Raw genomic sequence first — 25,336 nt, 5'->3', positions numbered from 1 at the left:
ATCAGCTACTCGACGGTGACCACGACTTCCGCCGGATCGCACTCGGGTGCGGTGGCGAGGATGCGGATCTTGCCGGGGCCGGTCGGGCGGAGGACGGCGAGGGCGCGGCCTTCGTAGGTACGGCGTTCGGCGGCGTCGAAGCGTTCCTCGCTGGACGGGGCCGCACTGCCGAAGCCCAACAGGACGCCCGCGCCGGAGACTTCGAGGCGCACCGGGCGGTCGGCCGCGGTGTGGAGGGTACCGTCCGGGGCCGTCAGGGTGAGGGTGACGTAGGCGAGGTCGCCGCCGTACGCCTTGATCACCGGGCGGTCGGCCGCGGCACGCGGCCTCACCGGACCGGTCGCCGAACGACGGGCGTGGCGGCCGGTTTCGGCGCCGTCGCGGTAGGCGATCGCGAGGAGTTCGCCGGGCTCGTACGCCGTGTCGAACTCGGTGCGGAAGCGGTGGTCCTCGCCCACCGGTCGCCGCCCCAACGACCGCCCGTTGACGAGGAGGTCGACCTCGTCGGGGTCGCCGTAGACCTCGATCGTGACCGGTTCGCCTTCGAAGCCGGGCCAGGTCCAGGTGGCGACGGTGTCACTCCACGCCCACGGCGTCCCCGCGTACGTCTTGCCGTGGTGCTGCGGGCGTCGGACGGCGAGGTAGGGCTGTGTGCGCAGGCCGAAGACGATCTCGCGGTAGTAGGAGGCGGGGCGGCGGTGGCCGGTGATGTCGAGGTCGCCGCAGCCCGCGACCAGATCCAGTTCGCCGCACGAGCCACCTGAGCGCCGGCTCCGCCAGCACGCTGACGGAGCCGGCGCTCAGTTACTGACGCCGCTGGCCAAGGACACAGAACTCGTTACCTTCAGGGTCTGCCAATACAACCCACGATTGATCACCCTGGCCAATATCAACACGCTGTGCGCCATGAGCCACCAGACGAGCCACCTCGGCGTCCTGGTCATCAGGCCTGAAGTCGAGATGCAGTCGGCTCTTGGCCTTCTTGCTCTCATCAAGCCGGACGAAGTCCAACCCCGGCAGGCGATCCGGCTCCGGGCGGATCTCGAACTCCTCATCAGAGGAGTGGACCACAACCCAACCAAGAGCCGTGGCCCACCACTGCCCCAAGGCCACCGGATCTACCGAGTGAACAATTACTTGTTCCCATTCCAAGGTCATCCGCCGAGCTTAGACCTGCCAGGGCTTCGAAAACAGACTCGTATGAAGAGGGCCAACTGGCCTGCAGTTTCGCTTAGGGCCTGTCCGGCGGATCTTGCCGGACAGGCCCCTGGGCCCGAGGAGGGCTCAGCGCTTGAGCGTGAAGGTGAAGTCGCCGGAGAGCTTGCCGCTCAGCCGGACTGCCGAAACGAGTTTCCCCTCCGTGATCAGTTTTTCGACCTCGGCCCGCGAAAGACCGCAACCTTCAGCGATCAGTCGCACCGGCCGGACAGGGATCCGCGCCGCAAAGCGGACCGAGACGTCTATCACCTCGCGGTCCAGGTGGTCCGATCCGCCGGTGTCGAGGCGCCAGGCGTTGTCCCAGTCGAGGGCGATGCGATTACGGCGCTGCACGACCGGATCCTGGAGCAGCTCAGCTGTCAGGCCAGGGTCGTTGACATGCAGCCGGTCCAGCAGCTCAGGTCGTACAGAGCGCACATTCATCCGCTCCAGGACCGTGAGCTTTGCAGTTTCCCCGCAAGCGGTACAGAGCGCGAGGAGCCAGGCGTCGATGAGCTTGTGGTGTGCGTTGACGCGAAATTTACCGCTTGCCCGGAAGCGCTCGGACGCGCACGCGTGGCAACGGCGGAGAACGAGCGGCAGGCAGGTGGGCACGGCCACCCAGTTTTTGAGCACAGAAGTACACCGGTTTCAGTGAGAAGTCCGCAGCAAAAAGCAGCGCGGCGCACATGCGCGACGCGCGACGAATCAGCGCTCGGGAGGTCTCACAGGGTGTACAACGGCACGTCCTTGACTAGGGTCTGTCCGGCGGATCATGCCGGAGACGCGGGGTCTGGCACGCCGATCTGCGGCGTTGTCGGGCTCAGCGAAGTTAGTGGGGGTCGGGCTGGCACAGCGCTCCACTTGGCCATTCGGAGACACGGCCGTCTCGGCCGGCCCCACGGCTGGGTCAGCCCGGCTTGACCGCCAGCGTCGCAAAATAGTTCGACATGTGTTGAGCGGATGCGTTGGATTGGTGCGGCGCTTCCGCGAAGCCGGTGAGGACGAACCCCGCGGCGAGTTGCCCGCCGATCTGGTCGGTGAGGGTGTGGCTGTATTCAAGAGGGGCATCCGCGCCGAACTTCGTGGCGCGTTCCTCGGCGGAGTACTGCGTGACATCGCTGTAGGGCAGCTTGTGCACGACGATCAGCTCGCCGCGCTCGTCGAGCGCCTCGTGGTCGAACAAGTACACATCAGGGTTGAGGAAGCCCACGAGTAGAGTTCCGCCCGGTCGCAGGACGCGGAAGCACTCACGCCACACCGGTGCCAAGTCTGGTACGAATAGGTTAGAGACCGGATGGAATACGACGTCGAATGTTGCGTCGCCGAAGGCGCTGAGGTCGCGCATGTCGCCTAGGACGGTGCGCAGCTCGAGTCCGTCGCGCGCCGCCACCATCTGGTCCTGGCCGAGCTGGCGGGGTGAGTTGTCGAATACGGTGACCCGCGCCCCTGCGGCGGCGAGGATCGGACCCTGCTGGCCACCGCCGGAGGCCAGGCACAACACGTCCTTGCCGGTCAGGTCCGTCGGCAGCCAGGAGCGGTCGACTGGCTCACGCCCGATGAGAACAATCGACCAGTCGCCCATGCGGGCGCGCTCGACATCCTCAGCACTCACCGGCCTCGACCACTCGTTGCCCTCTTGGACATACTTGTCCCAGGCTGCCCGATTGTGGGCAACGGGGTCGACAACAATGTCCTGCACGTTTAACTCCCTGCTACAGCCAAGCGGACACCTGCGGTACTGACAGTTCGGTGCCGCCAGCCAACACGATTGCAGGGTGCGGGCTCAACGAAATTAGCGGGCATCGAGGTGTCCACGGGCTCGACGGGTGGTCGCGCAGCGGGTGCGTAAGCGCTGGTTGCCGGGGTTGCGGAAGCCGTAGGCGTCGCGGGCGATGGTCTTGATGACCCGGTTGGTGCCTTCGGAGCCGGCGTTGGTGATCCCAGTGTGCAGGAACGCAAGGATCTCTGGCCACCATGTCTCGACGGTTGTGGCTAGGCGCTGCAGTTCGGGAAGGTCGGCGTCGGCGCATCGGCGGTAGAACCGGTACAGCAGATCGCGGACCTGTTCCCGGTCTGGGCGGGTCCGGGCGGTGGCAAGCAGGTCCAAGAGGTCTTCCTTGGCGTTCCACGCAACGGTGATCGGCGCGCCGATCACCCTGGGCAGGTTGGACAGCTCGTCGAGGAGAGCGTCGACTTGCTCGCCGCGCATCCGGGCGGCGGAGCGGGTGAGCCGGTTGCGCAGTTCCCACTCGCGGTTGCCCTTGCGGCCGCGCCGGCCGCGGTGGGTCACGGTGACCCGGCGGCGGACCTCGGTGAGGGTCTGGTTCGCCAGCTGCACCAGGTGGAAGTGGTCCACGACCAGGGTGGCCTGCGGCAGGACCCGGCGGATCGCCGACTTGAAGATCGTGCACATGTCGATCGCGACGTACTGGACCGCGTCGCGCCAGGCTTGGTCGCGGTCGGCCAGCCAGTCGATGACCGACTGGGCGGTGCGGCCTTCGACCTGCCCGAGCAGGCCCTGCTTGCCGGACAGGTCGACGAAGCCGACGTGCCAACGGTCCACGGCGGTCTGCCAGATCCCGGTGGCATCGTCGGGGATCCATCTCGGCCGGCCTCGGCGGATCTCGTCGATACCGAGCGCCTGCACCGGCTCGGGCTGGGCCGGCAGCACCGCCCGGGCGTGACTGGTGAACGCCGCCGCAACGACCGGCCAGGAGAGCGCATAGTCGCGGGCCGCCTGGACGACCGTGCGGCCCTGATCGGCCACCGCCGCCCCGGCCGCAGCCCGTAATCGTGTGGTTAGCCGCTTACGTGGGGTACTGGCGGGACCAACTCGGTGAACGAGCGACGCCGGCACGCCAGCTCGTCGCAGCGCCAGCGGCGCTTGGCCCACACCAGCCGCGGTCGGCGGCCACCGACCGACAGGTCACGCGGCCGGGTCACCCGCCGGCCCTTCGACCGCCGCGCCCGGGTGCCGCAGTCTGGGCAGTGGCGTGCCCGCTCATCAGCGGTGACCAGGTGCACCACCGGCCCGTCGGTGCCGTCGGCGACCCCGACCACGGCCAGGCCGTCAAGGCCCAACAACCGCGTCGTATCGTTTGCCACGTCCGTAGCTCTTCTGTTGTGATCATCTTGCTTCGACAACTTGTCGTGGTCGTAGCCCCGGTCGGCGTAGAGCGCCTTGGGTCGTCGGCGAGGCCGTCCGCGTCGGCCGAGTACCGGCGGAATGGCCTCGATCAGCGGGATGAGTGGGATGAGCTGGGTGACGTCGTTGCGGTTGCCGCCGGTCAGAGAGATGGCGAGCGGGATGCCGTGCGCTTCGGTGATCAGATGGTGCTTGGAGCCTGTTCGGGCACGGTCGATCGGGCTCGGTCCGGTTTTGGGCCGCCTTTCATGGCTCTCACGTGGGAGCCGTCGATCACCGCCCGGGACCAGTCCAGGGCGCCGGCGGCGTGCAGCTCGGCCAGCAGCGATTCGTGCAGGCGCTGCCACACACCCGCGTCGTTCCAGTCCCGCAGGCGCCGCCAGCAGGCACGGAATGCCGGTGTAGAGCACGAACAGGATGCCCGACAGCACCTTCCGGTCGTCCAGAAGCTTGCGTCCCGGGTGATCCGCGCGCCGCGGCACGACCGGCAACAACGGCTCGATCCGTGCCCACAGCTCATCGGACACGATCCACGGCAGCTGTCCACCCCTTCTCATGCGCAGGCTAACGCTCCATCAGACACCAACATTCCAAGGGAACGCGCTGGGCCGGGGGCCGTATTGCCTCCACAAACGCTCATGATCACGGTGGCCGCTTCCATGCGGGCAGGCACTCCGGAAGCCTCCGGACCTGCAGGAACCGGTCAGTTATCAAGAACTACAGCCGCCCTGAGAGATCTTTTCCGTAAGAGCGGATTTGCGGTCGTCGGAAGACGGGGCGAGTATTTTTTTAGGGCGGAACGGCCGGGGCAAACCTTGATGCCGACGCCATCGGATGTGTACCGCGGCCTTCGGACCGTGACGCTCACAGGCAGTGAGCGTCACCGCGAAGGTACCGCCGTGGCGAAGAAGATCGAACATGCGGGTGCTCAGCCGGTGGCGTCGGCCGGGGCGACGGGTGGGCTGTCCAGCTGGATCACCTGACGGGAAGGCAACCGCCACATGGCTGCATGACCGTGTCGATGGTCGATAGTCGCTGTGGGGCGCGAAGCAGATCGGAAGGAGTCTGCCCATGCGGATCGCCGTGGATCTGAATCGGTGCCAGGGATATGCCCAATGCGTGTATTTGGCGCACGAGGTCTTCAGATTGACTGGCCAGGAGGCCCTCACCTATGAGCCGAACCCCGATGACGAGCGGCGCCTGCAGGTTGAGCGAGCCGCTGCGGCGTGTCCGGTGCAGGCGATCGTGCTCGACCGCTTGGACGGCGCGGAGGGGAGTGCGACGTCATGACCGTGTCGGCAACGGTCGCAGGGCTGGTGCGCGAGTTCAGGGCCAACGGCCGGATCGTCATCGTCGGTGCGTCCCTGGCCGGACTGCGGGCCGCCGAAGCCCTGCGTGAGGAGGGCTTCACCGGGTCTGTGACCATCATCGGGGACGAGCCGTACGAGCCCTACGACCGTCCTCCGCTGTCCAAGCAGGTGCTCAAAGGCTGGGTGCCGGCCGACCACACCAAGCTGCCGCGTCTGCGAGAAGTGAATGCGCAGTGGCGGCTCGGGGTGGCCGCCACCGGGTTGGACCGGGCCGCCAAGCAGGTGCGCCTGGCCGACGGCGAGCAGATCCCGTACGACCGATTGCTGATCGCCACGGGCACCCGGGCGCGACAGTGGCCGAACCCGGACGAGGCCGCCCTGGACGGGGTCTACACGCTGCGCTCGCGTGATGATGCCGCACAGCTGCAGAAGGCGCTGGCCGCGCCGCCGTCGCGGGTCATGGTCATCGGCGCCGGGTTCATCGGCTCGGAGGTGGCCTCCGTCTGCCGGGATCTCGATCTCCAGGTGACCGTCGTCGAGCGGGGCTCGGCGCCGCTGGTCGGCGCACTCGGCGGGGTGATCGGTGAGATCGCCGCGGAGATGCAGCGCGACCACGGTGTGGACCTGCGCTGCGGGCTGGGCGTGTCGTCACTGGAGGGCGACTCCGGCGGACACGTGCGGCGTGCTCATCTCTCGGACGGAACCACCGTCGACGCCGACGTGGTGGTGGCCTCGCTGGGGTCGATCCGCAACGTGGAGTGGCTGGAGGGCGCCGGGTTGGCGTCCGGTTTCTGGGGCGTCGGTTGCGACGCCGGCGGTCGCGCCTTCGACGTCAACGGCGTGGTCACCGACAGCATCTACGTGGCAGGGGATGTGGCGCGCGCCCCCCACGTGCTGTACGAGTACCAGTTCCTCGCGATGGAGCACTGGGACAACGCCGTTCTGGGCGCCGAGGTCGCGGCCCACAACATGGTGAACCTCGAGCCCCACTATCGCCCGCATCTGTTGCTGCCCGGCTTCTGGTCCGGTCAGTTCGGCGTCAACATCAAGTCCGTCGGCGTGCCTCCTTTCGGCGACGAGATCGTCTTCACGCAGGGGTCCGTCAAGGATCGCCACTTCGCCGCTGCCTACGGTCGCCGGGGCCGCATCGTCGCCGCCGTCACCTTCGATCACGGCAAGTGGCTGGAGTACTACGGGAAGCTGATCGAGCACTCGGGTCCGTTCCCGCCTCCGCCGCCGGGCTGGGACCAGCCCGGCGACATGAAGCCGATCCCGGCCGAGTTCCCGCAACCCGGCGTCCCGACGGCGATCCCCGACGTCGTCCTGACCGGCCACGACCCGAGCGAGCGGAGGGCCGAGTTCCGGTCTCGCCCTCATTGACGCGCCCGCCGGGTCGGGCGTGCAAGCGGACAGCATCGACAGGAAGAAGGAGTGGAGCCTCGTGGTCGAGGAAACCCCCTGGCAGCAGGCCCTCCGCTACGCCAACCGCGCCAATCCGTACCCGTTCTACGAGGAACTGCGCAGGACACCGGTGGCGCGGCAGCCGGACGGCACCTACGTCGTCAGTACCTACCAAGAGATCGTCGCGCTGCTGCACGACCCCCGGGTCAGTTCGGATCCCACGAAGCTCCCCGTCCCGGTTGCGACCCCGGCCGAGGGCTCGGCGGAGGCCGAGCCGATCACGGAGGCGGTCATCTCTTTGGAGCCGAACATCATCACCCAGGATCCACCCGAGCACGATCGAGATCGCCGGATGATGACGCCGCGTTTCGTCGGCCCGCCCCATTCCCCTCACCTGATCTCCGACCTGGAACCCGAGATCCGCCGCATCGTGGACGGCCTGCTGGACAACATGCGGGGCAAGACCCGGATCGATGCCGTCGACGAGTTCGCCTACCCGCTGCCGGTGGCCGTGATCTGCAAGGTCCTGGGCGTGCCACTGGAAGACGAGCGACGCTTCCACGGCTGGATCGAGACGGCCCTGGACTCTTTGGATTTCGGCCCCGAGGCTGCCTCGGAGGAGATGCAGAGCCGACTGGCCGGGGGGCGCGAGGCCGTGAATGAGTTCGGGCAGTTCGCAGCTGAGCTGCTCGACCGGTACGCCCAGCAGCCCGGCCCGGGCATGCTCTCGGCGATGGTGAACGAGGACGGCCCGGAGGGAGGGATGTCCAAGGGCGTGCTCGTGAGTAATGCCTTGCTCCTGATCTTCGCCGGGCATGAAACCACGGTCAATCTCATCGCCCACAGCGTGCTCACCTTGCTGCGGCACCCCGAGGCGCTCGAGGAGCTGCGCCGCCGTCCCGAGCTGATCGTGCCCGGGGTCGAGGAGTTGCTGCGCTTCGAGTCGTCGGTGCAGTTCTGGCACACCCGCTCCGCAGTGGAAGACATCGACATCGCAGGCACCACCATCCCGAAGGGCGCGCCGATCTTCCTGGCATACGGCTCGGCGAACCGCGACCCGAAGCGGTTCGCCAACCCCGACGAGCTTGACCTCGAACGCCGGGACAACCAGCACCTCGGGTTCAGCCAGGGCATCCACTTCTGCTTCGGCGCTCCGCTCGCGCGGCTCGAGGTCCAGGTCGCGGTCGGCGAGTTCGTCCGCCGGGTGGGAAACCCCCGGCTCGTAGAGGACCCACCGCCGTACCGCCACAACCAGATTTTCCGCGGGCCGCGCCACGTCCTGGTCGACATCGACGGGATCCGCGACTGACTCGGCATGCGTAAAGGATCGCTATGCGGGCTTTTCAATTGGTCGGATGGCAGCAACCGCCCGAACTGCGTGAGGTGCCGGTGCCCGAGCCCGGGCCGGGGCAGGTGCTGGTGAAGGTCGGGGGTGCCGGTGCGTGCCACTCGGATCTGCACATCATGGAGGCACCCGGACCACCACCCGGGTTCGCCACGGAACTGCCCTTCACGCTCGGCCATGAGAATGCGGGATGGGTGGAGAGGCTGGGACCGGGTGTCACCGGGTTCGCGCCCGGAGACCCTGTGATGGTCTACGGTCCCTGGGGCTGTGGGGTGTGCGCCAACTGCCGGGAGGGCCGGGAGAACTACTGCCAGAAGGTCAGTGGTCAGGGCGGGGGCCTGGGAGGCGGTCACGACGGCGGAATGGCTGAGTACCTGCTGGTCCCGGCGGCGCGATTCCTCATTCCGCTGGGCACCCTCGACCCCCGCCAGGCCGCCCCGCTCAGCGACGCGGGGCTGACCAGCTATCACGCCGTCAAGCGATCGGTGCACCTGCTGGGGCCGGGCTCGACCGCGGTGGTGATCGGGGTGGGCGGTCTGGGCCAGATGGCCATCCAGATGGTGCGAGCGCTCAGCGCGGCGACCACGGTCGTCGCCGTGGACACCGATGCCGGCAAGCTGGAAACCGCCAAGCGCATGGGCGCGGACGAGGTGCTGCTCTCGGGCGAGGAGGCGGTCACGCGCATCAAGGACATGACGGGGCAGCAGGGCGCTCAGCTCGTACTGGACATGGTCGGCATAGACCCGACTCTGCGGATGGCTGCTCAGGTGGCCAGGGTGCTTGGCCACCTGACCATCGTCGGTCTCGGCGGCGGAGCCCTGCCCGTCAACTTCTCGAGCCCGCCGAACGAGTGCGCGGTCGCCTCGACATACTGGGGCTCCCTTCCCGAACTGATGGAAGTGATCACCCTCGCCCAGCAGCAAAAGATCAAGATGCTGGTTGAGCACTTCCCCTTGGAACGCGCGAACGAGGTATACCAGCTCCTGCACGACGGCAAGATCCAAGGACGCGCCGTCATCACCCCCCACCCGTGAGTACTGTCATCAAGGCGACCGGGCTGGTGCCGTAGGCCGTAACTGTCGGGAGGAAACGTCATGGAGGCGGTGGCCGGTGCGATCGCTGGACCGGGCCGGTGGCGGACGGCACAGTCAACAGCGGGCGTGGTAACGGCAGCTGTGCTGACGCCTGTGACGGTGACGTGCGCCAGGCTGATGAACGCGGCCTGTCGGCGCTTGCCATGACCGAGAACGCGTTCTGCGCGGGTGCGTGGTCGAGCACCGTGATGTGATCCGCGGCGGTGTTGGCGCCGGCGTTGCCGGGCCGCAGCCGGCCGGACAGTGCTTCACCGGTGTTGGCCAGGAAGCACAGCAGCGGGTGGTAGCCAAAGCCGCCCTTATAGGTGGGTGCTGCCTGATCTTTCTCGGAGTGGCAGGTGACCAGCGTCGCGTCGAGGTCCAGGATCAGCCCGGGCAGCATGCGTCCCGCGGCCCGGGCCGCGGGTATGCCCTCGCCTCGTTCCGCGGCCTGCAGCCAGGCGACTTCCCGAGCCTGGGCGCGGGCCGAGCGCAGAGAAGCCAGTGCCCGCTCGTCAACGTCGGCGAGCAGCCGCCAGGCCGTCGGTGTCGAGGCGACGGGGCCGAACACCTCGCTCTGGTCCCGCGGTACGGCCAGATCCGTGATGGCCTCGCCGCCATCGGCGAGCATCACCGCGAGATCGGTGGCGATCCGGCCCGGATCATGCCCGGTCCCGCGCGGGCGAAGCGACCGCAACGCGGTGGAGTACGCGGTGGTCAGCCCAGTGGCATCGGCAAGATCCGCCAGTAGCCGTGCCCCGGCATGACCGACCACCCCCGAACCATCGGTACTGACATGGACCCTGGGACGCAAGATAGCCTGCACGTAGAAAGTGCCCTCCGCCTGGACCGACAGAACCCCTCGGCAAGGTTCATCGTCCCAGGTCAGGAAGGCGCTTTCGCATTTCCGCCCCATCCCCCGCCGTACCCAAGCGAAACGGCGAGGCTAACCCGCTGTCTGCGTGAGCGATGCGTGAGCGGAGGCTATGGCACGGGCTGCCGCAGGGGGGACCCAGCACCGGTTCGGCGCCGCTGCAAGGAGGGAGAGTTGTATGCCTGACGTCTGCGACGGGCCCGCAGGCGCTGCCACGTCTGCGGGCCGCCCTAAGCGTGCCAACGGCTTGCTCAGAGGAGTTCGCGCAGTTGGTCGAGCAGGAAGCGGACAAGTGCGGTGACGACGGCACTCAAAGTCGCGTTCTGTACTTCGTTCAGGTGCGACTGCTGGTGTTGCGGTCGATGTTTGCGCGGCATGGTGGGTCCTGACGTTGTAGGAGATGCGACGTTGGGCCGGCCTGCTCACCACCATCGGGGGCCGTGGGTGCCCTACGCTGAAGTGCGATGACGCCCGCATCTTGGTCACAGATTGCCCAGTTCAGAGGCATGCCGTGTCCGCTCGTGGACACGATGGTGCGATGAAAAGCGACGGGGAGAGAGGGCGGCAGCGCCAGGAGAAGCCTGCAAGACCCGGGAGCGGCAAACGACTCATCTCACGCCCAGCCGTGGCGCCGGGCCCCCTGCGCACTCTGAAGAGATTGATCTACGAGGCGTACGTGGCGGCTGGTGCGCCGACGCTCGACGACATGGCGTCGGCCGTGGCCGAGGACGACGAACTGCGTGCCTGTCCGTCCCGGGACACGATCAACCGGCTGGTCGGAGATGCCTCGACGGTCGGTAAGCAGGCAGACGCCGTGGCGCTCGTCACGGTGCTGACGCGGATGGCCGGAGGCGATGCGCGTCAAGCCGCCCGGACGGCGGCCACATCATGGACCCAAGCACAGCTCAGCGAGCCCCTTGGTCGTCCCCTCGCCGACATCGATCCGTACGATCTTGAAGTTCATCGGTCGATCACTGTGCGCGGCGCCAGCGGACTGCCCACCTATGTGGAACGTGCCCACGACATCGAGCTGCGCCGACTCGTTGCCGACGCCGTCCAGGGCGCCAGTCGACTCGTTCTGCTGGTCGGCACGTCGTCCACGGGCAAGACCAGGGCGTGCTTCGAGGCCCTCCGACACCTGCCTCGTGACTGGAGGTTGTGGCACCCCATCGACCCGGAACGGCCCAGGGCCGCACTGGACGCTCTCGACCAGGTGGGCCCCAAGACCGTGGTCTGGCTCAACGAAGCTCACCATTACCTGCTGCATCGCGAGCACGGCGAGCCCATTGCTGCTGGTCTTCGCACGCTCCTGGCTGATTCCACGCGGGCTCCGGTCCTGGTCCTCGGCACCATCTGGCCCGGCCCCGGCTACTTCGACGACGTGCGCTCCACACCCTCACCGGGGGAGCCGGATCCGCATGCCCAAGCGCGTGTCCTCCTCGCCGGACGAGTCATCCATGTCCCGGCGGCCTTCTCCCCTTCCGAGGTTGATGAACTCAAAAGGTCGCCGGACCCACGGCTTGCAGCCGCTGCCAGCTCTGCCCAAGACGGCATGATCGCCCAGTACTTGGCTGCGGCCTTCGAACTGATCGACATTTATACCGCGGCACCCCCAGGAACCAAGGCTCTCCTCAATGCCGCGATCGACGCACGCCGACTCGGCCACCCGGTCAGCCTTCCTCTTCCCTTTCTCGTTGCTGCAGCGGAGGGGTATCTGACCGACAGCGAATGGGAGCTACTGCCGGACAACTGGCTCGAGCAGGCAATTGACCAGCTCACCAATCCCATCAAAGGAGCACGTGGCCCTCTGCACCCGCAAAGACGTCCTCGTGGCTCCATGGAGCCCGGAAACCCCGCAACTCGACAGACGTACCGACTGGCCGACTTCCTCGAAGATCACGGCCGAGCTGAACGCCGCCTTGAACGGGTGCCCCCGTTGTTCTGGCAAGCAGCCTTGCGCCACTGTGAGGACGAAAGCGCCCACAGACTCGCATTGGCTGCAGCGGCCCGAGGTTTTGCAGAAGTTGCTTGCCGCCTTTGGGGAAAAGTCGGTGCATATGAGCAAGTAGCCCGCACCCTGACCGAGATGGACAGGCTGGATGAGGCTCTGCCTTGGTACGAGCGCGCCGCAGCCGAAGGGAACGCTCTGGCCTTCCGCCTCGCCGGCCGTCATCTGGCCGAGGCAGGGCGCGCCGATGATGCCCTGTCTTGGTATGAACGTGCCGCTGCCGCCGGCGATGCCGAGGCTCTTTTATGGGCAGGCGATCAGCTCGCGGAGACAGGCCGTGTAGACGAGGCATATGACGATTGAGCCTCGGCTCTGACTCCGGCGACCAATCTCCGGCGAGCCAGGCAGGCGGCGTCGGCGATGTGCTCCTCGGGCTGCTCTTGGCCCTGGCGTTCGGTGAAGTGTGAGGAGGTGCTCCTGGCCAGACGCGTCGAGTGGGTGAGCGATGCGTGAACGGACGGCCCAGGACCAGCTGGATTGGCTATCACGCTGTCGAGCTCGACAAGTCTCTGACCAGGAAAAACCGGACCAGTCGTGATCGTGGATCACCATTCGTCACGACCATGCAGGCCCTCGTAATGCGTAGCTCTCGGGTTCGAACCCCGAAGGCGGCTCCGAGGGGAACCACAGGTCAGGCCTATGACCTCGAGGTTGAGCACGCCGCTCATCGGCGCTTCCGTGCGGATCGAGCTGCGTAAGCGGCCAGTTTTTCCCGACTTCCTCCGGAGTGTCAGTGGCGGTCCGTACGCTCGGTGGCATGGTGGGGGACGAACTGCGCGAAGAACTGCCCGATGAGGGGAGTGGCACCGAGGCCTGGCAGCGGCTGAGCGCGTACGGCTATCTCAGCGCGCCCGAGCGTCTGGAGTACGTCGCGGTGATGCGGGTGTTCTGCGGCACGCTGCTCGCGGACCTGGCCGTACCCGACGTGCTCGCCAAGCTGGCACTGGCGGGCAACCCGGGGGCGGCGCTCGACGCGGAGACGCTCACCGCCCGCCTCGAACAGCTCGTGCGCTGGGGCAATCTGCTGCGCAGCACGCACACCGTCAGGGCGACCAGCATCGCCGAGTACCAGCGCTCCCGGTCCCGGTACCAGCTGTCCAAGCTGGGAGAGCGCGTGCAGCGCGACGCCGACGCGGTGCTGGCCGGAGCGGACGCCGCGCGCGAGGTCAGCAGCGAGCTGCTCACGCTCGTCGACCGTGGCCTGCGCGAGATCGCCGCCATGGTCGCCGTGCCGGGCGGCGCGGACCCGCAGCGGGCGCTGGAGAGAATCAGCACGCTCTTTGTGCAGTTCGCCGAATTCGCCGATTCGGTACGGGACTTCTACGCCTACCTGGGCCAGGTGCTCGCCCGCTACGACCTCGACGGAGCCGAGTACCAGGGGTTCAAGGAGTTGCTGCTCGACTACGTGGAGGCGATCACCGAGGACGTCTCCTTCCGCGCCCCGCGCATCGCCGCACACCTGCGGGCGATCTGGCCCCACCTGCCCACGCTGCTGAGCCGCATCGACGCACACGCGGCAGGTCTCGGGGCACTCTCCGACGCGCTGCCCGAGACGCGGGTGCAGCGCAGCCGCGGACGGGACCTGGCGGACTGGGAGGGGCTGCGCGACTGGTTCACCGACAGCGACGGGCACGGCAGCCAGGTGGACCAGCTCAGGGACGCGACCCTGCGCGCCCTGCAGTCGCTGCTCGCCAACGCCAAACGGATGCTGCGCTCGGCGTCCGGGGAGATGTCCCGCCGCAAGGACCTGCTCAGGCTCGCGGCCTGGTTCGACGCCGCGGAGCCCGAGGAGGCCCACGACATCGCGGTCGCAGCCTTCGGACTGTACGGAGCACGGCATCTGGGGGTGGCGCCGGATCCCGACCTGCCCGTACCGGCGTACGTGAGCTGGTGGACCGGGCCCGTCGTGGACGTACCGGTGGCGTTGCGCGAGCGCGGCAGCCGGGCCCCGCGCGGGCGGGCCGCAGCGGTGGAGGACCACGGCGAGCAGAAGCGCCGCCTCATGGGGCAGGCCCGCGAGCAGGCCTCGGCCCGCCAGGCCGCGGCCGCCGAACTGCGCAGCGCATCCGGCCGGTTCGAGCAGGTCAGGCTGGGTTCCGCAGCCATGCGACTGCTGCTGGAACTGCTCACCACCGCCCTCGGCAACGCCCAACTGCACAAGGAAGCCGGTGACTTTCTGCTCGACGGCGCGCAGGCGAGCGACGCGGACCTGGGCATCAGGCTGACGGCGTGGCGTACTCCGGGCAGGCATACACTCCTGCGCTCCGTGGACGGCGACCTGACGGCGGACGACCTCACCCTGGTCGTCGAGAGCGCCTCGGCGCCGGCCGCCGAGGAGGCGAGCGCGTGATGGCCCTGCCCTCCGCGCACGACGTCGCACTCGCTGCCGAGCGCCGCGCCGCCGCCCGCCTGCTGCTGGCCCACCCCCTGGTCACCAGCAACGGCCCGTACAGCGACACCTTCCCGCTGATCCGGCGCCACGCAGACTGGCTGGCCCCGCGCTTCCAGCAGGTGTTCGGCTACCGCCTCCTCGTCGAGGCGTCGTACGCCCGCCTGTTCAAGGCAGGCCTCGGCCCCGGCTCCGGCCACCGCCTGGAACGGCCTTCCACCGGCACACCGTTCACTCCACGGACGTACGCCTACCTGGCCCTCGCCCTCTCGGTCCTCGTCACCGCTCCGGAACAGCTCCTGCTCTCCCAACTCGTCGCCGACCTGAGGGCCGCGGCCGTGGACGCCGGGATCGAGATCGGCGACACCGGGCGGCAGGCGGAGCGGCGCACCCTCGCCGCCGCGCTGCGGCAACTCGTCGACTGGGGCGTCCTGGCGGAGACCGAGGGCCACGTCTCGGCCGTCGCCGAGGAGCGGGGCGGCGAGGCGCTGCTGAACGTGGACCGCGAGATCGCCCGCGCGGTCGTCGCCGGCCCGCTGGCCCAGAGCCGCGACGGCGCGGATCTCGTACACCGCGCCGCCGACCCCGGCTTCGGCGGCCCGCGTACGTACGTCCGCAGGCGCCTCGTCGAGACTCCCGTCGTCCACCTCGACGACCTCACCGGTGCCGAGCGCGAATGGCTGCGGACCCGGCAGCGGCGCGAGTCCCAGGCCTTCTCCGAACTGTTGGGCCTGGAGGCCGAGATCCGCGCCGAGGGCATCGCCCTCGTCGACCCGGACGACGAACTCACCGACCTGCACCTGCCCGGCACCGGCACCGTAGCTCAAGCCGCGCTGCTCCTTGTGGAGCGGCTGGTGGACCGACTGCGTCCGGAGGATCCGGGCCACCCCGCGGTCGGCGGGCGGCTGGTCATCGGCGTACCCGTCCCGGACGGGCTGCTGCCGGAACTGCTCGACGAGCTGATCGAGGAGTACGGCCGGCGCAGCAACTGGCAGCGCGGCCTCCTGGAGGACCGGGACGGGCTGCTCGCCGCCGTCCTCGACCTCCTGGTCCGCATGCGCCTGGTGGCGCCCGCCGGCCCGGTGCGCGCGGACGGCCACGGCCTGCCCGAGGGGTACGAGGACACCGCGCCGGACGGCCGGTCCGTCACGGACGTCACGGGTGCCCGCGGGCAGGACCGTCCGGATGCTTGGGTGCTGCTCGCCGCGGCGGCCCGGTTCGCCACCACGGTGGCCGTCAGGTCCCGTACCGAACCGTCCGCAGCGAACAACGTCACCGAACAGTCCACAGCTAACTACGTCACCGAACAGTCCACAGCTAACTACGTCACCGAACGGTCCGCAGCGGACCACGTCACTGAGGAGCCGCCCCGGTGAACCGCCCCCCGTCCCGGCACCGTTACCGCCTGCACCGCGCCGGCATCCGGAACGTCTGGCAGTACGACGAGCAGGAGTTCTCCTTCGGTGACGGTCGTCTGCTGCTGCGCGGCAAGAACGGCGCGGGCAAGTCCAAGGCCCTGGAGATGCTGCTGCCGTACCTCCTCGACGGGGACGCCCGCGCCCTGGACGCCACCGGAACGGGCCGGACCACGCTCCTGTGGCTGATGCTCGACGGCTTCGAGCAGACCAACCGACTGGGTTATCTCTGGGTGGAGTTCGTGCGGACGGGCGAGGAGGGGGACGACCAGCACCTCACCCTCGGCGCGGCCGTCCGCGCCTCGCGGTCGACCAGGACGGCCAAGCCGTTCTTCTTCGTCACCCCGCTGCGGGTGGGCGAAGACCTGCATCTGGCCCCCGGCGGCCAGCCGCTCCCTGTCGACCAGCTCAAGTCGCTCGTCGGCGCGGAGAACGTCACCGAACGCGCCGTGGAGCACCGGGCCCGGGTCGCCCGCCACCTGTTCGGCCTCACCGACCCGGCGCGCTATCGCAACCTGCTTCACCTGCTGCATCGCCTGCGCCGCCCGACCATCGGCGACCGCATCGACTCCGGCGGCCTGGTCTCCGTCCTCGCGGAGACGCTGCCCGCGCTCGACGACGAGATCGTGGAGAAGGTGGCCCGCAACCTCGACGATCTGGACGCCGTACGGACCGACCTCGGGCGCCTGGAGCGGACCGACGAAGCGCTGCGGACCTTCCTCACCGCTTACCGCGGCTACCTGCACGGGGCGCTGCGCCGCCGGGCCGACCAGGTGAGCGGCGAACTGGAAGGGCTGGCGGAGCACCGACGTGCGGCGGGTGAGGCGGCGAAGAAGGCGGCGGAGCTCCGCACGAGCGAGGACGAACTCGCCGCTCGCCTGAATGTGCTCAGGACGGAGTCGGAGGCAGCCGAGACGGACCTCGCCGCCCTGCACGACAGTGCCGCCTACCGCAGCCTGAAGGAACTGGCGGAGAAACGCGCCACCGTGACCGCCCTGCACAGCGCGGCGGCGACCGCCTTCAAAGCTCTGCGCCAGGCCCACAGCAGCCAGGAGGAGGCAGGACGGCGTCTCACCGACGAAGCCGGAAGGCTCGGCGAGGAGCTGGTCGAACTCGGCACGGTGCATGGCGAGTTGCTGCGGGAGGCGGAGCGGTCCGGGCTCGACCCCATGCACGTGGGGGAGCCTGCGGTGGTCCCCGTAACTTCGGTCGCGGCCGCGGCGACGGCCGAACTGACGGCCCCGGACGGCGACTTCCACCTCGTCCGCCACGCCGAGGTGCTGGCTGTCGACTCGGAAGCCTGCGCGGGCACCCTGCACGGCTGGGACACCCAACTGGACGCCGCGGGGCCGGTGATCAGGAACCGCGCCCGAGCCGTGACCGAAGTCGTCGCGCTCATGGAGACATCGCGCCAGGCCCAACGGGAAGCGCGCGAGGCCGATGGCGCCCGGGAGCGTGTGGAGGAGCAGGCGGAAGAGGCACGTTCGCGGGCCGGACGCCGCCGGCAGGAGACGGCGCGTGAGGGGGAGGCGTACTCCGACGCCGTACGGACCTGGACCGAGCGACTGCAGAGTCTCACCGGCGTGTCCCTCGACGCCGTACGCGCCCTGACCGCTCACGACCCGGCGGAGGGCCCGCTGGCCGCCCATGCCCCCGACGAGGTGGCCGACACCGCCCGTTCGGCCGTCGACCCATGGCTGACAGAACTGGGCGAACAGCGCGACACGCGCGCCGTGGCGATCCGCGAGCTGGCCGCCGAACAGGACCGCCTGCAGCGTGAGCGCAACGACTGGGAACGCCGCACCGACCCCGCGCCCGTGCCCCCGCCCCACCGATCAGCGCCCCGCACGCCCGGCACCGGCGCACCCCTGTACCGGCTGGTGGACTTCGCCGAGGACGCCGAGGACCTGGAGCCGACGGCCCGGGCAGGCCTGGAAGCCGCACTCGAAGCGAGCGGCCTGCTCGACGCCTGGGTGTGCGCCGACGGCACGGTCCTGGACGCGGCCGCGCAGGACACCCTCCTGGTCCCCGGGACACCGCCCGCCGGACCCACGCTGGCCCAGGTGCTGCGCCCGGTCGCGGCGCCGGACAGCGGGGTGACGGCCGAGCGGGTCGACAGCGTGCTCCAGGCGGTGGCCCTGGTGAGGGAGGGAGCCACGGGCACGATGGGGGCCATGGGCACAACGGCAGACTCCGCGATCGGCACCGACGGCTCGTGGAAGCTGGGCGTCGCCCGCGGACGTCACAGCAAGCAGATCGCCGAATACGTCGGCGCGGAGGTGCGCGCCGAGACCCGCCGCCGTGCCCTGGCCGAACTCGAGCGGCAACTCACGGACCTGCACGAGAAGTTGACCGAGCAGCAGAGCAGTCTGCGGATCCTGACCGACCACCGTACCCAGGTGGCCGACGTCCTGAGCCACCCGCCCACGGCCCGCCGGCTGACCGACGCATGGGCCCGCTCGGCCGAGGCCGAGCGCACCGCACAGGTGCTGGCCGGCCAAGCGTCCGCGGCCACCCGCGAGGCGGAGCAGGCGCGCGCCCGCGCGGTCGCCGCCCGGCGTGAGACCGAGGCGACCGCGAGCGCGAGCGACCTCCCGGTCGACCCGACCGCACTCGACGCCGTACGTCTCGCCCTGGACCGCCTCGGCACGGGCACGGAACGACTACGCCGACGGCTGCGCGCGGTCGCTTCCTCCGCCCACGGCCACCGCCAGGGCCGCGAAGGCTACGAGCGCGCACTTGCGTCCTGCCGGGAAGCGGAGTCCGACTACGCCGAGCCGCTCGCCCGCCTGGACGCCGCCCGTCGAACGGTCCGGGCCCTGGAGGAGGCGCTGGGAGCGTCGGAGCAGGAGATCCTCGCCCGCGAGGACGAGGCGAAGCGCCGCCTGGAGGCGGTACGGCGCCAACTCCCCGGCATTCAACGGGACATGAGCGCCGCCCATGACGAACGCGTGCGTGCGGAGGAGGACGAGCGGGTACGGCGCGAGGCGCTGGCGGTGCAGGAGGGCGAGGCGATCGCAAGCGGTAGGCGACTGCGTACGGCGTTGTCCCTGCCGGGCGTGAGCAAGGGCGCGGGCCTCGACGTTCCGGCGCAGGGCGAGGAGGACTCCACGGACGCGGACTTCAGGGCGGACGACACACACGGCCGCACAAAAGCGCTGCGCCGACTGGTGGAGACGGTACGGAGGCGCCTGGACGCAGAGCGACGCGACATCTCGGACACCGCCCTCCTCAACCGTCACACAGAGTTGCGCGACCAGCTTTCCGGCGGCTACGACGCCACGCTCGAGGAACATAACGGCATCAAGGTCTGCCGCCTCGTCGACGACCACGGCCCGCACGACATCGCCGTGGTGGGTGAGCGCATCGCCGCCCAGGCGGCCGAGGCACGGGACCGGCTGACGGAACGCGAGCGCGAGGTGTTCCAGCGATTCCTGACGGGAGAGCTGGGCGACCACCTGTCCTCCCAGGTCCTGGCCGCAGGCGCCCTGGTGGCCGCCCTGAACGCCACACTGTCCACGGTCCGCACGTCACACGGCTTGGGCGTCACGCTCGACTGGAAGCTGGCCGACGGCGTCGAAGCGGACGTCAAGGCGACCGTCGACCTCCTGCGCAGCCCCTCGGGCCTGCGCACTCGCGAACAGTCCGAGCAGCTCCGCGACGTACTTCAGCGCCGTATCGAGGACGCCCGCCGCGCCGACCCGGGCGCGGGCTACGCGGCCCATCTGCGCACCGCCCTCGACTACCGCGACTGGTTCACCTTCACCCCCTGGGTCGTGAATGACGCGGCCCCCGGCACCCGCCGCAAACTCTCCGGCCGCACGGGGCTCAGCCAGGGCGAGCAGCGGGTGTTGTCGTATCTGGTCCTCTTCGCGGCAGCGGCCGCGCACTTCACGAGCCTCGCGGAGTCGGCCCCGCACGCACCCCGCCTGATCCTCCTGGACGACGCCTTCGCCAAGGTAGACGAGCCCACCCACGCCCGCCTCGGCCGCATCCTGGTCGACCTGGACCTGGACTTCGTCCTCACCAGCGAACGCCTGATCGGCAACTGGCCCGACGTGCCGTCACTGCACATCTACGAGTGCCTGCGCGACCCGCATGTGCGGGGCGTGGCCACGCTCCACTACACGTGGAACGGGCGGCAGAGGCGGCTGGTGTCGGTGTGACGGAACCCGGCATGACGGAACCCGGCATGACGGAACAGGGGCCCGCCGCCGACGCCCTGGTGTTCCTCACCCGCCCGGGTCTCACCCGCCTCTGGACGGCCGTACGAGCACGCCTGGAACGCAATGGCCTGCAGTCGACCGGCACGGTCAGGCTCCAGAACCTGGACGCGCAGGAGCGGGAGGCCATGTCCCTCCTCCTCGCGAAACCGCTCACCGCCTCCACCGCCACCATCCGCCTGACGGACCTGGACACTCGCCTGCGCGCCAGCGCGGTCGGCCGCGGCCTGGCCGCGACGCTGGCGGAACTGGGGCCGCCCCTGACCGACCGCCGCGCGGCCCGGGACGCGGCGGCGGCGCAACGGGCGGGGCTGTGGTCCGCCGTGGAGGCGGCCCTCGGCGCCACCGCACTGTCGTCGCAGCCCTGGGCGGGCCGGTGGCTGGAGGAGATACGACGCACCGGTGCGGTTGCCCGCCAGGACCGGCGCACCGCGACCACGATCCTCACCCAGGCGATCCGGACCCTGGCGACCCTCTTCCCCGGCCCGGACGTGGAGCCCACCCCCGCCCATTGGGGCCGCGGCGAACTGGCCACCCGCACCACCGGCTCGGCCCACGGCCTGGACGACGGCACCCTGCTCTCCCGCCTGGTCCTGCGCGGTATCGCACTGGCGTCCGGCGCCGACTTCCCCGTCGACGCACCGGGCCGCCGGGCCCTGTGGCGCCTGGCCTCGGTCACCCCGGACGAGGTGTCCAGCACAGTGCTCACGTACGGCCTGCGGCCGCGGGGCGGGACCTGGGGCGAGAGGGTCCTGCGGGAGCGGGCGGACCACAACCTGGAGACGCATCTGACCCTGCGCGAACTGCGCGTCCTGCATCTGGAGATGCCCACCCAGGCCCGGGTCCACGTCTGCGAGAACCCGCGCGTCGTCGAAGCCGCGGCCGACGCCGGCTGCACCGCGGCCCTGATTTGCACCTCGGGCAGCGCGACGACGGTCGTCCTCACGCTGCTGGACGCGCTGGCCACCGCCGGCTGTGCCTTCGCGTACCACGGTGACTTCGACTGGCCGGGCATCGCACTGGCCAACCGTGCCGTGGAGCGGTACGGAGCGGAGCCCTGGCGAATGAGGGCGACGGACTACGAGTACCTCGCGACGCGCGCGCAGGTGCACGGCACACCGCAGCTCCTCCTCACCGGCACGCGGATCGAGGCCACCTGGGACCCGGAACTGGCCCCGACCATGGAAGCCCTGGGAATCGCCCTGCACGAGGAGGCGGCGCTAGATCTGCTCCTGGAGGACCTCGGGTAACGCGTCGCCTCGTCCTTGGTCGGACATGACGTGCCCCTTCCATGCAGGTATGCCGACCCTGTCGGACGAATGGCTTGCTGGGCCGTACGCCGCCCCTCTCGCGCCCTCTCGATTGATTCGCGGCGTTGAACGCCGGGATCACCGGCTTGGTCGTGCCCGTACCACGGGCAAGCGAAGGACACCCCGCGCACCGCCGCCCCGCTGCGCCGCAGCCATGCAGCGCTACGTGGACGGCATGCTGGGGGTCAGCGAGTACGTGCGCCCTTCGCGCCCCCACTCGCCCCACGTCGGCTTCGGTCCGGCGTCCATCGCGCGCAGGCACGGTCGGCCGATGTGCGCGTAGACCTGGTCATTCGCAGGTGCCACGCCACCGCGCTCACCTCCCGAGCGGGACTTGTACCTGCCACCTACCCGTCCGGGGCCCGTCGCACCAGCGGCTGAGAGGGTCGGCCAACCGGGCGGATCCTCCGGCCGTTTCACCCGGCATCTGCCGGGTAACCGGCCTGGTGAGGGCCCCGATGCCGCCTGTCCGGCGAGGGCCCCGATGTCGCCCACCGCGCCCGAGAAGGGAGCCATCATGGGCACCCCTCCCAAAGATCCCGTACCGCCCAGTCCCACACCGGCACCCGGACCGGGTCCCGGTCCGCAACCAGGCCCTGTGCCAGGTCCGGTGGCTGCTCCGGGCGGACCCGATCCGGTGCCGCCGACGCAGCCCCAGCCCGAACCCGATCCCCCGCCGCCGCGCGCCCCGCGGCCCGATCCGCATCCTCAGTCCGGCCCGACGCCTGGGCCGGTACCGGCCCCAGAGCCCGTCACTCGGGAGGGTGGGAGCCTGGGCCGGCACCCGCACCGAAGCCCGTCGTCCGGGAGGGCGGCACGCTGAAGCGCGCTCCGGGAGGAAGACGTGAAGCTGCAGTTCCTCAACCCCCTGTACGAACGCCCCGGCCCGATCGCCTCCGTCTACCTCGACACCTCCCGTGACATCGACGAACCCGACCGGGCCATCCAGCTGCGCTGGCGGAACCTGCGGGACGGCCTGCTCGCCCACGAGACCGACCATGCCACCCTCGGCGCCATCGCCGACGTCGTCGGCGCCGACCGCGCCGTGGCAGGACGACACGGCCAGGCGATCTTCGCCGCGCATGGACACCTGCTCCTGGCCGAGGTCCTGCCCGAGCCGCCCGCACACGACACTGCGCGGTACGGCATGCTCCCCGACACACTGCCGCTCGCCCTCCAGCACGCTCCGGACATCCGCTACGCGGTCGTCGTTGCGCACCGTATGCACACCGCGGCAGCCGACGACGGTGAGGACGAGCTCGAGGTCGCCTACGACACCGGCAGCTGGCCGATGAGCCGAGTCGCGCCCTCCCAGGCCCCCCAGCGCCGGATACCGGCGGAGGGCTGGCCCAAGGAAGCCGAACAGCTCATCAGCGAACTGGCGGACAGCGTGGACGGGGACGGCACCGAGGTGATCGTCCTGTCCGGCGACCCGTGGGCCACCAACACCCTCATCCGGCTGGCCCCGAGGAAACTGCAGGACCGCTTTGTCAGGCTCAAGGACAGCGGCCACTGGCGACCGGAGCCTGGCCGGGCACTCCTCGAGACAGGGCTGGGCGCTTTGTTCGCCGACACGCTGCCCGACCACGACCGGCAGCGGCTGGATGCCTTCCTCTCTCAGCGCGCCCGTCACCGAGACGACATCGAAGGCCTCGCGGCCACCGTGACCGTCTTGCAGCGTGCCCAGGCCCAGGCACTGATACTCAACCAGCCGGCGTCTGCGGTCCCACCTCTCTGGGTGGGCACGGAGCCGACCCATATCGCTCTCTCGGGCGCGGACCTGCACGCCTTCGGAGTGCTGTACTACTGGGAGGAGCCCGCGGGCAGCGCGCTGATCCGAGCCACCGCCGGAACCAGGGCCGAGCTGATCGCCGTGACGCGGTACGCACTGCCCCTGAGGGAAGGCCTCGCGGTACTTCTCCGGTACCCCGGCAAATGACCCGCCCCGGACAGGCACTCGGCCAGGGTGCCCTTCGCGGTCCGATCGAACTGCTTGGCGACTTCCGGCGGTGGATCCAGTCCGGGAAGTAGTCGGGGACGTCCTTGTGGAAGAACGACTTCCCGCCGTACCCGTCGGGATGGCGTTCCATGGCCACCGGCCGTCCGCGCAGATGGGTCAGCATGGGGCGGGAGACGGTGCGGTAGAAGTCGATCAGTTCGGCCTTGGTGATGCCGTCGTCGGGGAAGAGTTCCTTGTCCGGATCGGATACCGCGACGGTTCGGCCCCCAACGCGGATGTCGTCCTTCTTACTCACCGTTCCTCCTTCGGCCTCTCCCGTACCACTTGGCCGGCGGCGTTGCGGTGGTGGGTGAACCGCAGAGGAGCGCGAAGGGTGAGGGCGCGGTGCACCGCCCCGCGGACGCGCAGTGGCGGGGAGGTGAGGTCGTGGCGGTCCAGATGCAGCGGGTCGAAGACGTAGTACGTGACCGCGACCGTGCTGCGCCGGGCCTTGTCGGCGTCGTGGATGCCCATGGGCTGTTGCAGCCGGACGAAGCTGGTGCGTGTGCCGGGGAGGGTGACGGTCTTGCCGTCGACGACGAACTCCTCGCAGTTCTGCCGGGCGAGGGCCCGGGCGACCTCGGGGTAGGTGTCCGTGCGGTGCTCCCCACCGCGGGAGGCCAGTCGTGTCCCGTCGCCGTCCCCGTCGCGGAACGCCTTGCACCGGCCCCCGTCCAGCTTGCGCTCGAAGCACCGTCCGGGGTTGGAGAAGTAATCCTCGGCCAGTGTCGCGAGCATGCGTCGTACGGCGCGTGGCTGAGCGTTGGCGCGCAGGCCCATATCCCCTGTGTAGGGCCAGTGCGCCCACTTCGCGACCGGGCCGATTGAACGCTCGTACAGAGGCACGTCGGACCTCCGGGGGACCGCGGCAAACCCGCGCGTCGGCCGGAATGCACCCGGTGGTTGTGCAATGGCTCGGCAACGGCAGTAAAGCTCGTTGCACCCCGGGCTTCGGATGGGATGCGATCACCCGTCCGGCGCGGTGCCATGGAGCAAGCGGGAAGAGGTGAGCGCAGCCATGGCGCGTGCGGTGTGGAACGGGGCTTTGACCTTTGGCCTGGTGTCGTTGCCGGTCCAGTTGTTCACCGCGACGGACAGCCACACCATCCGGTTCCACCAGCTCCAGCGTGGAACCTCGGACCGGGTGCGCAACAAGCGAGCGAGGAGCTCGTCGAGGCCCTCTCGAGTGCCCGGGGACGCCGACATGCCGCGGCATCCTGACCTGGCACGGTTTCAGCTCTCCTTGGCTCGTACGGCGGCGCGGAAAGCTGTCATGCAGGGTGAGCAACAGCTTTCTGTCGGCGCATCACCGAAGGGCGGAGTAGGAGCTGGCGTGGCCTGGGCCAGCTGCCGTCCGCAGAGGGTGGTGTGGGCATCATCCCTGGCGATGACGTGCCAAACCATGCCGGAAGTGCCAGTCGTCGCGGGGCCCGCTCGCATCTCGTACATGAGCCTCTCCCTCGATTCACCCCTGGCGGGGACGGTCGGCCGGCTTGCCTGACGGAACCCGGGGGCATTGACGCCGGCACCTGGCACCCGCCCGTCCATCCATGCAACCCCGGGTGCGCCGAACGGGCCATCGGAACTAACCCAGCCGGGTGAATTCAACGGCTCTGGATGGTGGCCTACTTACTCCAGGCCAGC

The 25,336-nt window shown here is 69.6% G+C and carries 21 protein-coding genes and 3 pseudogenes; 11 read left to right on the top strand and 13 right to left on the bottom strand.

Annotation, left to right across the window (positions count from 1 at the left end; translation table 11 throughout):
• Positions 1-5: 5 nt before the first annotated feature.
• On the bottom strand, positions 6-659 hold the full coding sequence (locus tag ACX28W_RS07465) for a DUF4982 domain-containing protein (RefSeq protein ID WP_458998010.1): 654 nt from the start codon (positions 657-659) through the stop codon (positions 6-8).
• Between ACX28W_RS07465 and ACX28W_RS07460 the strand changes: the two genes are divergently transcribed.
• Positions 615-764, top strand: coding sequence for a hypothetical protein (locus ACX28W_RS07460; RefSeq protein ID WP_458997945.1), 150 nt, complete (start codon positions 615-617; stop codon positions 762-764). The two genes, ACX28W_RS07465 and ACX28W_RS07460, sit on opposite strands and share 45 nt — an antisense overlap.
• A 40-nt stretch (positions 765-804) precedes the next feature.
• Here ACX28W_RS07460 and ACX28W_RS07455 read toward each other — a convergent pair whose 3' ends face one another.
• The 6 genes and pseudogenes from ACX28W_RS07455 to ACX28W_RS07430 form a co-directional block, all read right to left on the bottom strand.
• Positions 805-1,158 (bottom strand): VOC family protein, encoded by a 354-nt coding sequence (locus ACX28W_RS07455; protein ID WP_385424196.1) that lies wholly within the window; start codon positions 1,156-1,158, stop codon positions 805-807.
• Positions 1,159-1,284: 126 nt separating this feature from the next.
• Positions 1,285-1,833, bottom strand: coding sequence for a DUF1062 domain-containing protein (locus tag ACX28W_RS07450; protein ID WP_458997944.1), 549 nt, complete (start codon positions 1,831-1,833; stop codon positions 1,285-1,287).
• A gap of 274 nt (positions 1,834-2,107) precedes the next feature.
• Entirely contained in the window at positions 2,108-2,899 is a 792-nt protein-coding gene (locus tag ACX28W_RS07445) for a class I SAM-dependent methyltransferase (RefSeq protein ID WP_458997943.1), read from the bottom strand.
• A gap of 93 nt (positions 2,900-2,992) precedes the next feature.
• Positions 2,993-3,967, bottom strand: a complete 975-nt coding sequence (locus ACX28W_RS07440; protein WP_458997942.1) for an ISL3 family transposase — start codon at positions 3,965-3,967, stop codon at positions 2,993-2,995.
• Positions 3,968-3,999: 32 nt separating this feature from the next.
• The gene (locus tag ACX28W_RS07435; RefSeq protein ID WP_458998009.1) at positions 4,000-4,224 is read right to left on the bottom strand and encodes a transposase family protein; all 225 of its coding nucleotides are present in this window, start codon (positions 4,222-4,224) and stop codon (positions 4,000-4,002) included.
• Between the two features lie 114 nt (positions 4,225-4,338).
• Positions 4,339-4,902 (bottom strand): annotated as a pseudogene (locus ACX28W_RS07430) (IS5 family transposase); the annotation flags it as partial.
• A gap of 514 nt (positions 4,903-5,416) precedes the next feature.
• On the opposite strand from ACX28W_RS07430, the gene ACX28W_RS07425 reads away from it, so the two are divergent.
• From ACX28W_RS07425 to ACX28W_RS07410, 4 genes are all read left to right on the top strand, one after another.
• Positions 5,417-5,635, top strand: a complete 219-nt coding sequence (locus tag ACX28W_RS07425) for a ferredoxin (protein ID WP_458997941.1) — start codon at positions 5,417-5,419, stop codon at positions 5,633-5,635.
• On the top strand, positions 5,632-7,035 hold the full coding sequence (locus ACX28W_RS07420) for an NAD(P)/FAD-dependent oxidoreductase (RefSeq protein ID WP_458997940.1): 1,404 nt from the start codon (positions 5,632-5,634) through the stop codon (positions 7,033-7,035). The genes ACX28W_RS07425 and ACX28W_RS07420 overlap by 4 nt, the downstream gene beginning before the upstream one ends.
• A 61-nt stretch (positions 7,036-7,096) precedes the next feature.
• On the top strand, positions 7,097-8,365 hold the full coding sequence (locus ACX28W_RS07415) for a cytochrome P450 (protein WP_458997939.1): 1,269 nt from the start codon (positions 7,097-7,099) through the stop codon (positions 8,363-8,365).
• A gap of 23 nt (positions 8,366-8,388) precedes the next feature.
• Entirely contained in the window at positions 8,389-9,435 is a 1,047-nt protein-coding gene (locus ACX28W_RS07410; RefSeq protein WP_458997938.1) for an NAD(P)-dependent alcohol dehydrogenase, read from the top strand.
• Between the two features lie 220 nt (positions 9,436-9,655).
• Here ACX28W_RS07410 and ACX28W_RS07405 read toward each other — a convergent pair.
• Both ACX28W_RS07405 and ACX28W_RS07400 read right to left on the bottom strand, forming a co-directional pair.
• Positions 9,656-10,330: pseudogene (locus ACX28W_RS07405) on the bottom strand (transposase); the annotation flags it as partial.
• A 269-nt stretch (positions 10,331-10,599) separates the two neighbouring features.
• Complete coding sequence (locus ACX28W_RS07400; RefSeq protein ID WP_458997937.1) at positions 10,600-10,725, bottom strand: hypothetical protein; 126 nt, start codon at positions 10,723-10,725, stop codon at positions 10,600-10,602.
• A 281-nt stretch (positions 10,726-11,006) separates the two neighbouring features.
• On the opposite strand from ACX28W_RS07400, the gene ACX28W_RS07395 reads away from it, so the two are divergent.
• From ACX28W_RS07395 to ACX28W_RS07375, 5 genes are all read left to right on the top strand, one after another.
• Complete coding sequence (locus ACX28W_RS07395) at positions 11,007-12,659, top strand: hypothetical protein (RefSeq protein ID WP_458997936.1); 1,653 nt, start codon at positions 11,007-11,009, stop codon at positions 12,657-12,659.
• A gap of 454 nt (positions 12,660-13,113) precedes the next feature.
• Positions 13,114-14,706, top strand: coding sequence for a TIGR02677 family protein (locus tag ACX28W_RS07390; protein ID WP_458997935.1), 1,593 nt, complete (start codon positions 13,114-13,116; stop codon positions 14,704-14,706).
• Complete coding sequence (locus tag ACX28W_RS07385) at positions 14,706-16,121, top strand: TIGR02678 family protein (RefSeq protein WP_458997934.1); 1,416 nt, start codon at positions 14,706-14,708, stop codon at positions 16,119-16,121. The genes ACX28W_RS07390 and ACX28W_RS07385 overlap by 1 nt, the downstream gene beginning before the upstream one ends.
• Complete coding sequence (locus ACX28W_RS07380) at positions 16,118-20,326, top strand: TIGR02680 family protein (RefSeq protein ID WP_458997933.1); 4,209 nt, start codon at positions 16,118-16,120, stop codon at positions 20,324-20,326. Before ACX28W_RS07385 ends, ACX28W_RS07380 begins: the two co-directional genes overlap by 4 nt.
• Positions 20,327-20,337: 11 nt before the next feature.
• Entirely contained in the window at positions 20,338-21,633 is a 1,296-nt protein-coding gene (locus ACX28W_RS07375) for a TIGR02679 family protein (protein WP_458997932.1), read from the top strand.
• A gap of 222 nt (positions 21,634-21,855) precedes the next feature.
• On the opposite strand, the gene ACX28W_RS07370 is transcribed toward ACX28W_RS07375, so the two are convergent.
• On the bottom strand, positions 21,856-21,999 hold the full coding sequence (locus ACX28W_RS07370; RefSeq protein WP_458997931.1) for a hypothetical protein: 144 nt from the start codon (positions 21,997-21,999) through the stop codon (positions 21,856-21,858).
• A 538-nt stretch (positions 22,000-22,537) separates the two neighbouring features.
• Between ACX28W_RS07370 and ACX28W_RS07365 the strand changes: the two genes are divergently transcribed.
• Entirely contained in the window at positions 22,538-23,632 is a 1,095-nt protein-coding gene (locus tag ACX28W_RS07365) for a baeRF2 domain-containing protein (RefSeq protein ID WP_458997930.1), read from the top strand.
• A gap of 67 nt (positions 23,633-23,699) precedes the next feature.
• Here ACX28W_RS07365 and ligD read toward each other — a convergent pair.
• The 3 genes and pseudogenes from ligD to ACX28W_RS07350 all read right to left on the bottom strand — a co-directional run.
• Positions 23,700-23,948, bottom strand: a pseudogene (gene ligD / locus ACX28W_RS07360) (non-homologous end-joining DNA ligase LigD); the annotation flags it as partial.
• On the bottom strand, positions 23,945-24,538 hold the full coding sequence (locus tag ACX28W_RS07355; protein WP_458997929.1) for an ATP-dependent DNA ligase: 594 nt from the start codon (positions 24,536-24,538) through the stop codon (positions 23,945-23,947). The gene ACX28W_RS07355 and the pseudogene ligD, both read right to left, overlap by 4 nt.
• Before the next feature lie 120 nt (positions 24,539-24,658).
• Positions 24,659-24,898 carry a hypothetical protein gene (locus tag ACX28W_RS07350; RefSeq protein WP_458997928.1) on the bottom strand — a complete coding sequence of 80 codons (240 nt, stop codon included), beginning with the start codon at positions 24,896-24,898 and terminating at the stop codon, positions 24,659-24,661.
• Positions 24,899-25,336: the final 438 nt, after the last annotated feature.

This window comes from Streptomyces sp. SD15 (genome assembly GCF_054462255.1).
This window is presented reverse-complemented; position numbering and strand designations above follow the sequence as displayed.

Coding starts and splice junctions, on each gene's coding strand:
- ACX28W_RS07420 (WP_458997940.1), top strand. CDS start 5,632: ATGACCGTGTCGGCAACGGTCGCAGGGCTGGTGCGCGAGTTCAGGGCC.
- ACX28W_RS07375 (WP_458997932.1), top strand. CDS start 20,338: ATGACGGAACCCGGCATGACGGAACAGGGGCCCGCCGCCGACGCCCTG.
- ACX28W_RS07455 (WP_385424196.1), bottom strand. CDS start 1,158: ATGACCTTGGAATGGGAACAAGTAATTGTTCACTCGGTAGATCCGGTG.
- ACX28W_RS07350 (WP_458997928.1), bottom strand. CDS start 24,898: ATGTCGGCGTCCCCGGGCACTCGAGAGGGCCTCGACGAGCTCCTCGCT.
- ACX28W_RS07390 (WP_458997935.1), top strand. CDS start 13,114: ATGGTGGGGGACGAACTGCGCGAAGAACTGCCCGATGAGGGGAGTGGC.
- ACX28W_RS07410 (WP_458997938.1), top strand. CDS start 8,389: ATGCGGGCTTTTCAATTGGTCGGATGGCAGCAACCGCCCGAACTGCGT.
- ACX28W_RS07400 (WP_458997937.1), bottom strand. CDS start 10,725: ATGCCGCGCAAACATCGACCGCAACACCAGCAGTCGCACCTGAACGAA.
- ACX28W_RS07385 (WP_458997934.1), top strand. CDS start 14,706: ATGGCCCTGCCCTCCGCGCACGACGTCGCACTCGCTGCCGAGCGCCGC.
- ACX28W_RS07425 (WP_458997941.1), top strand. CDS start 5,417: ATGCGGATCGCCGTGGATCTGAATCGGTGCCAGGGATATGCCCAATGC.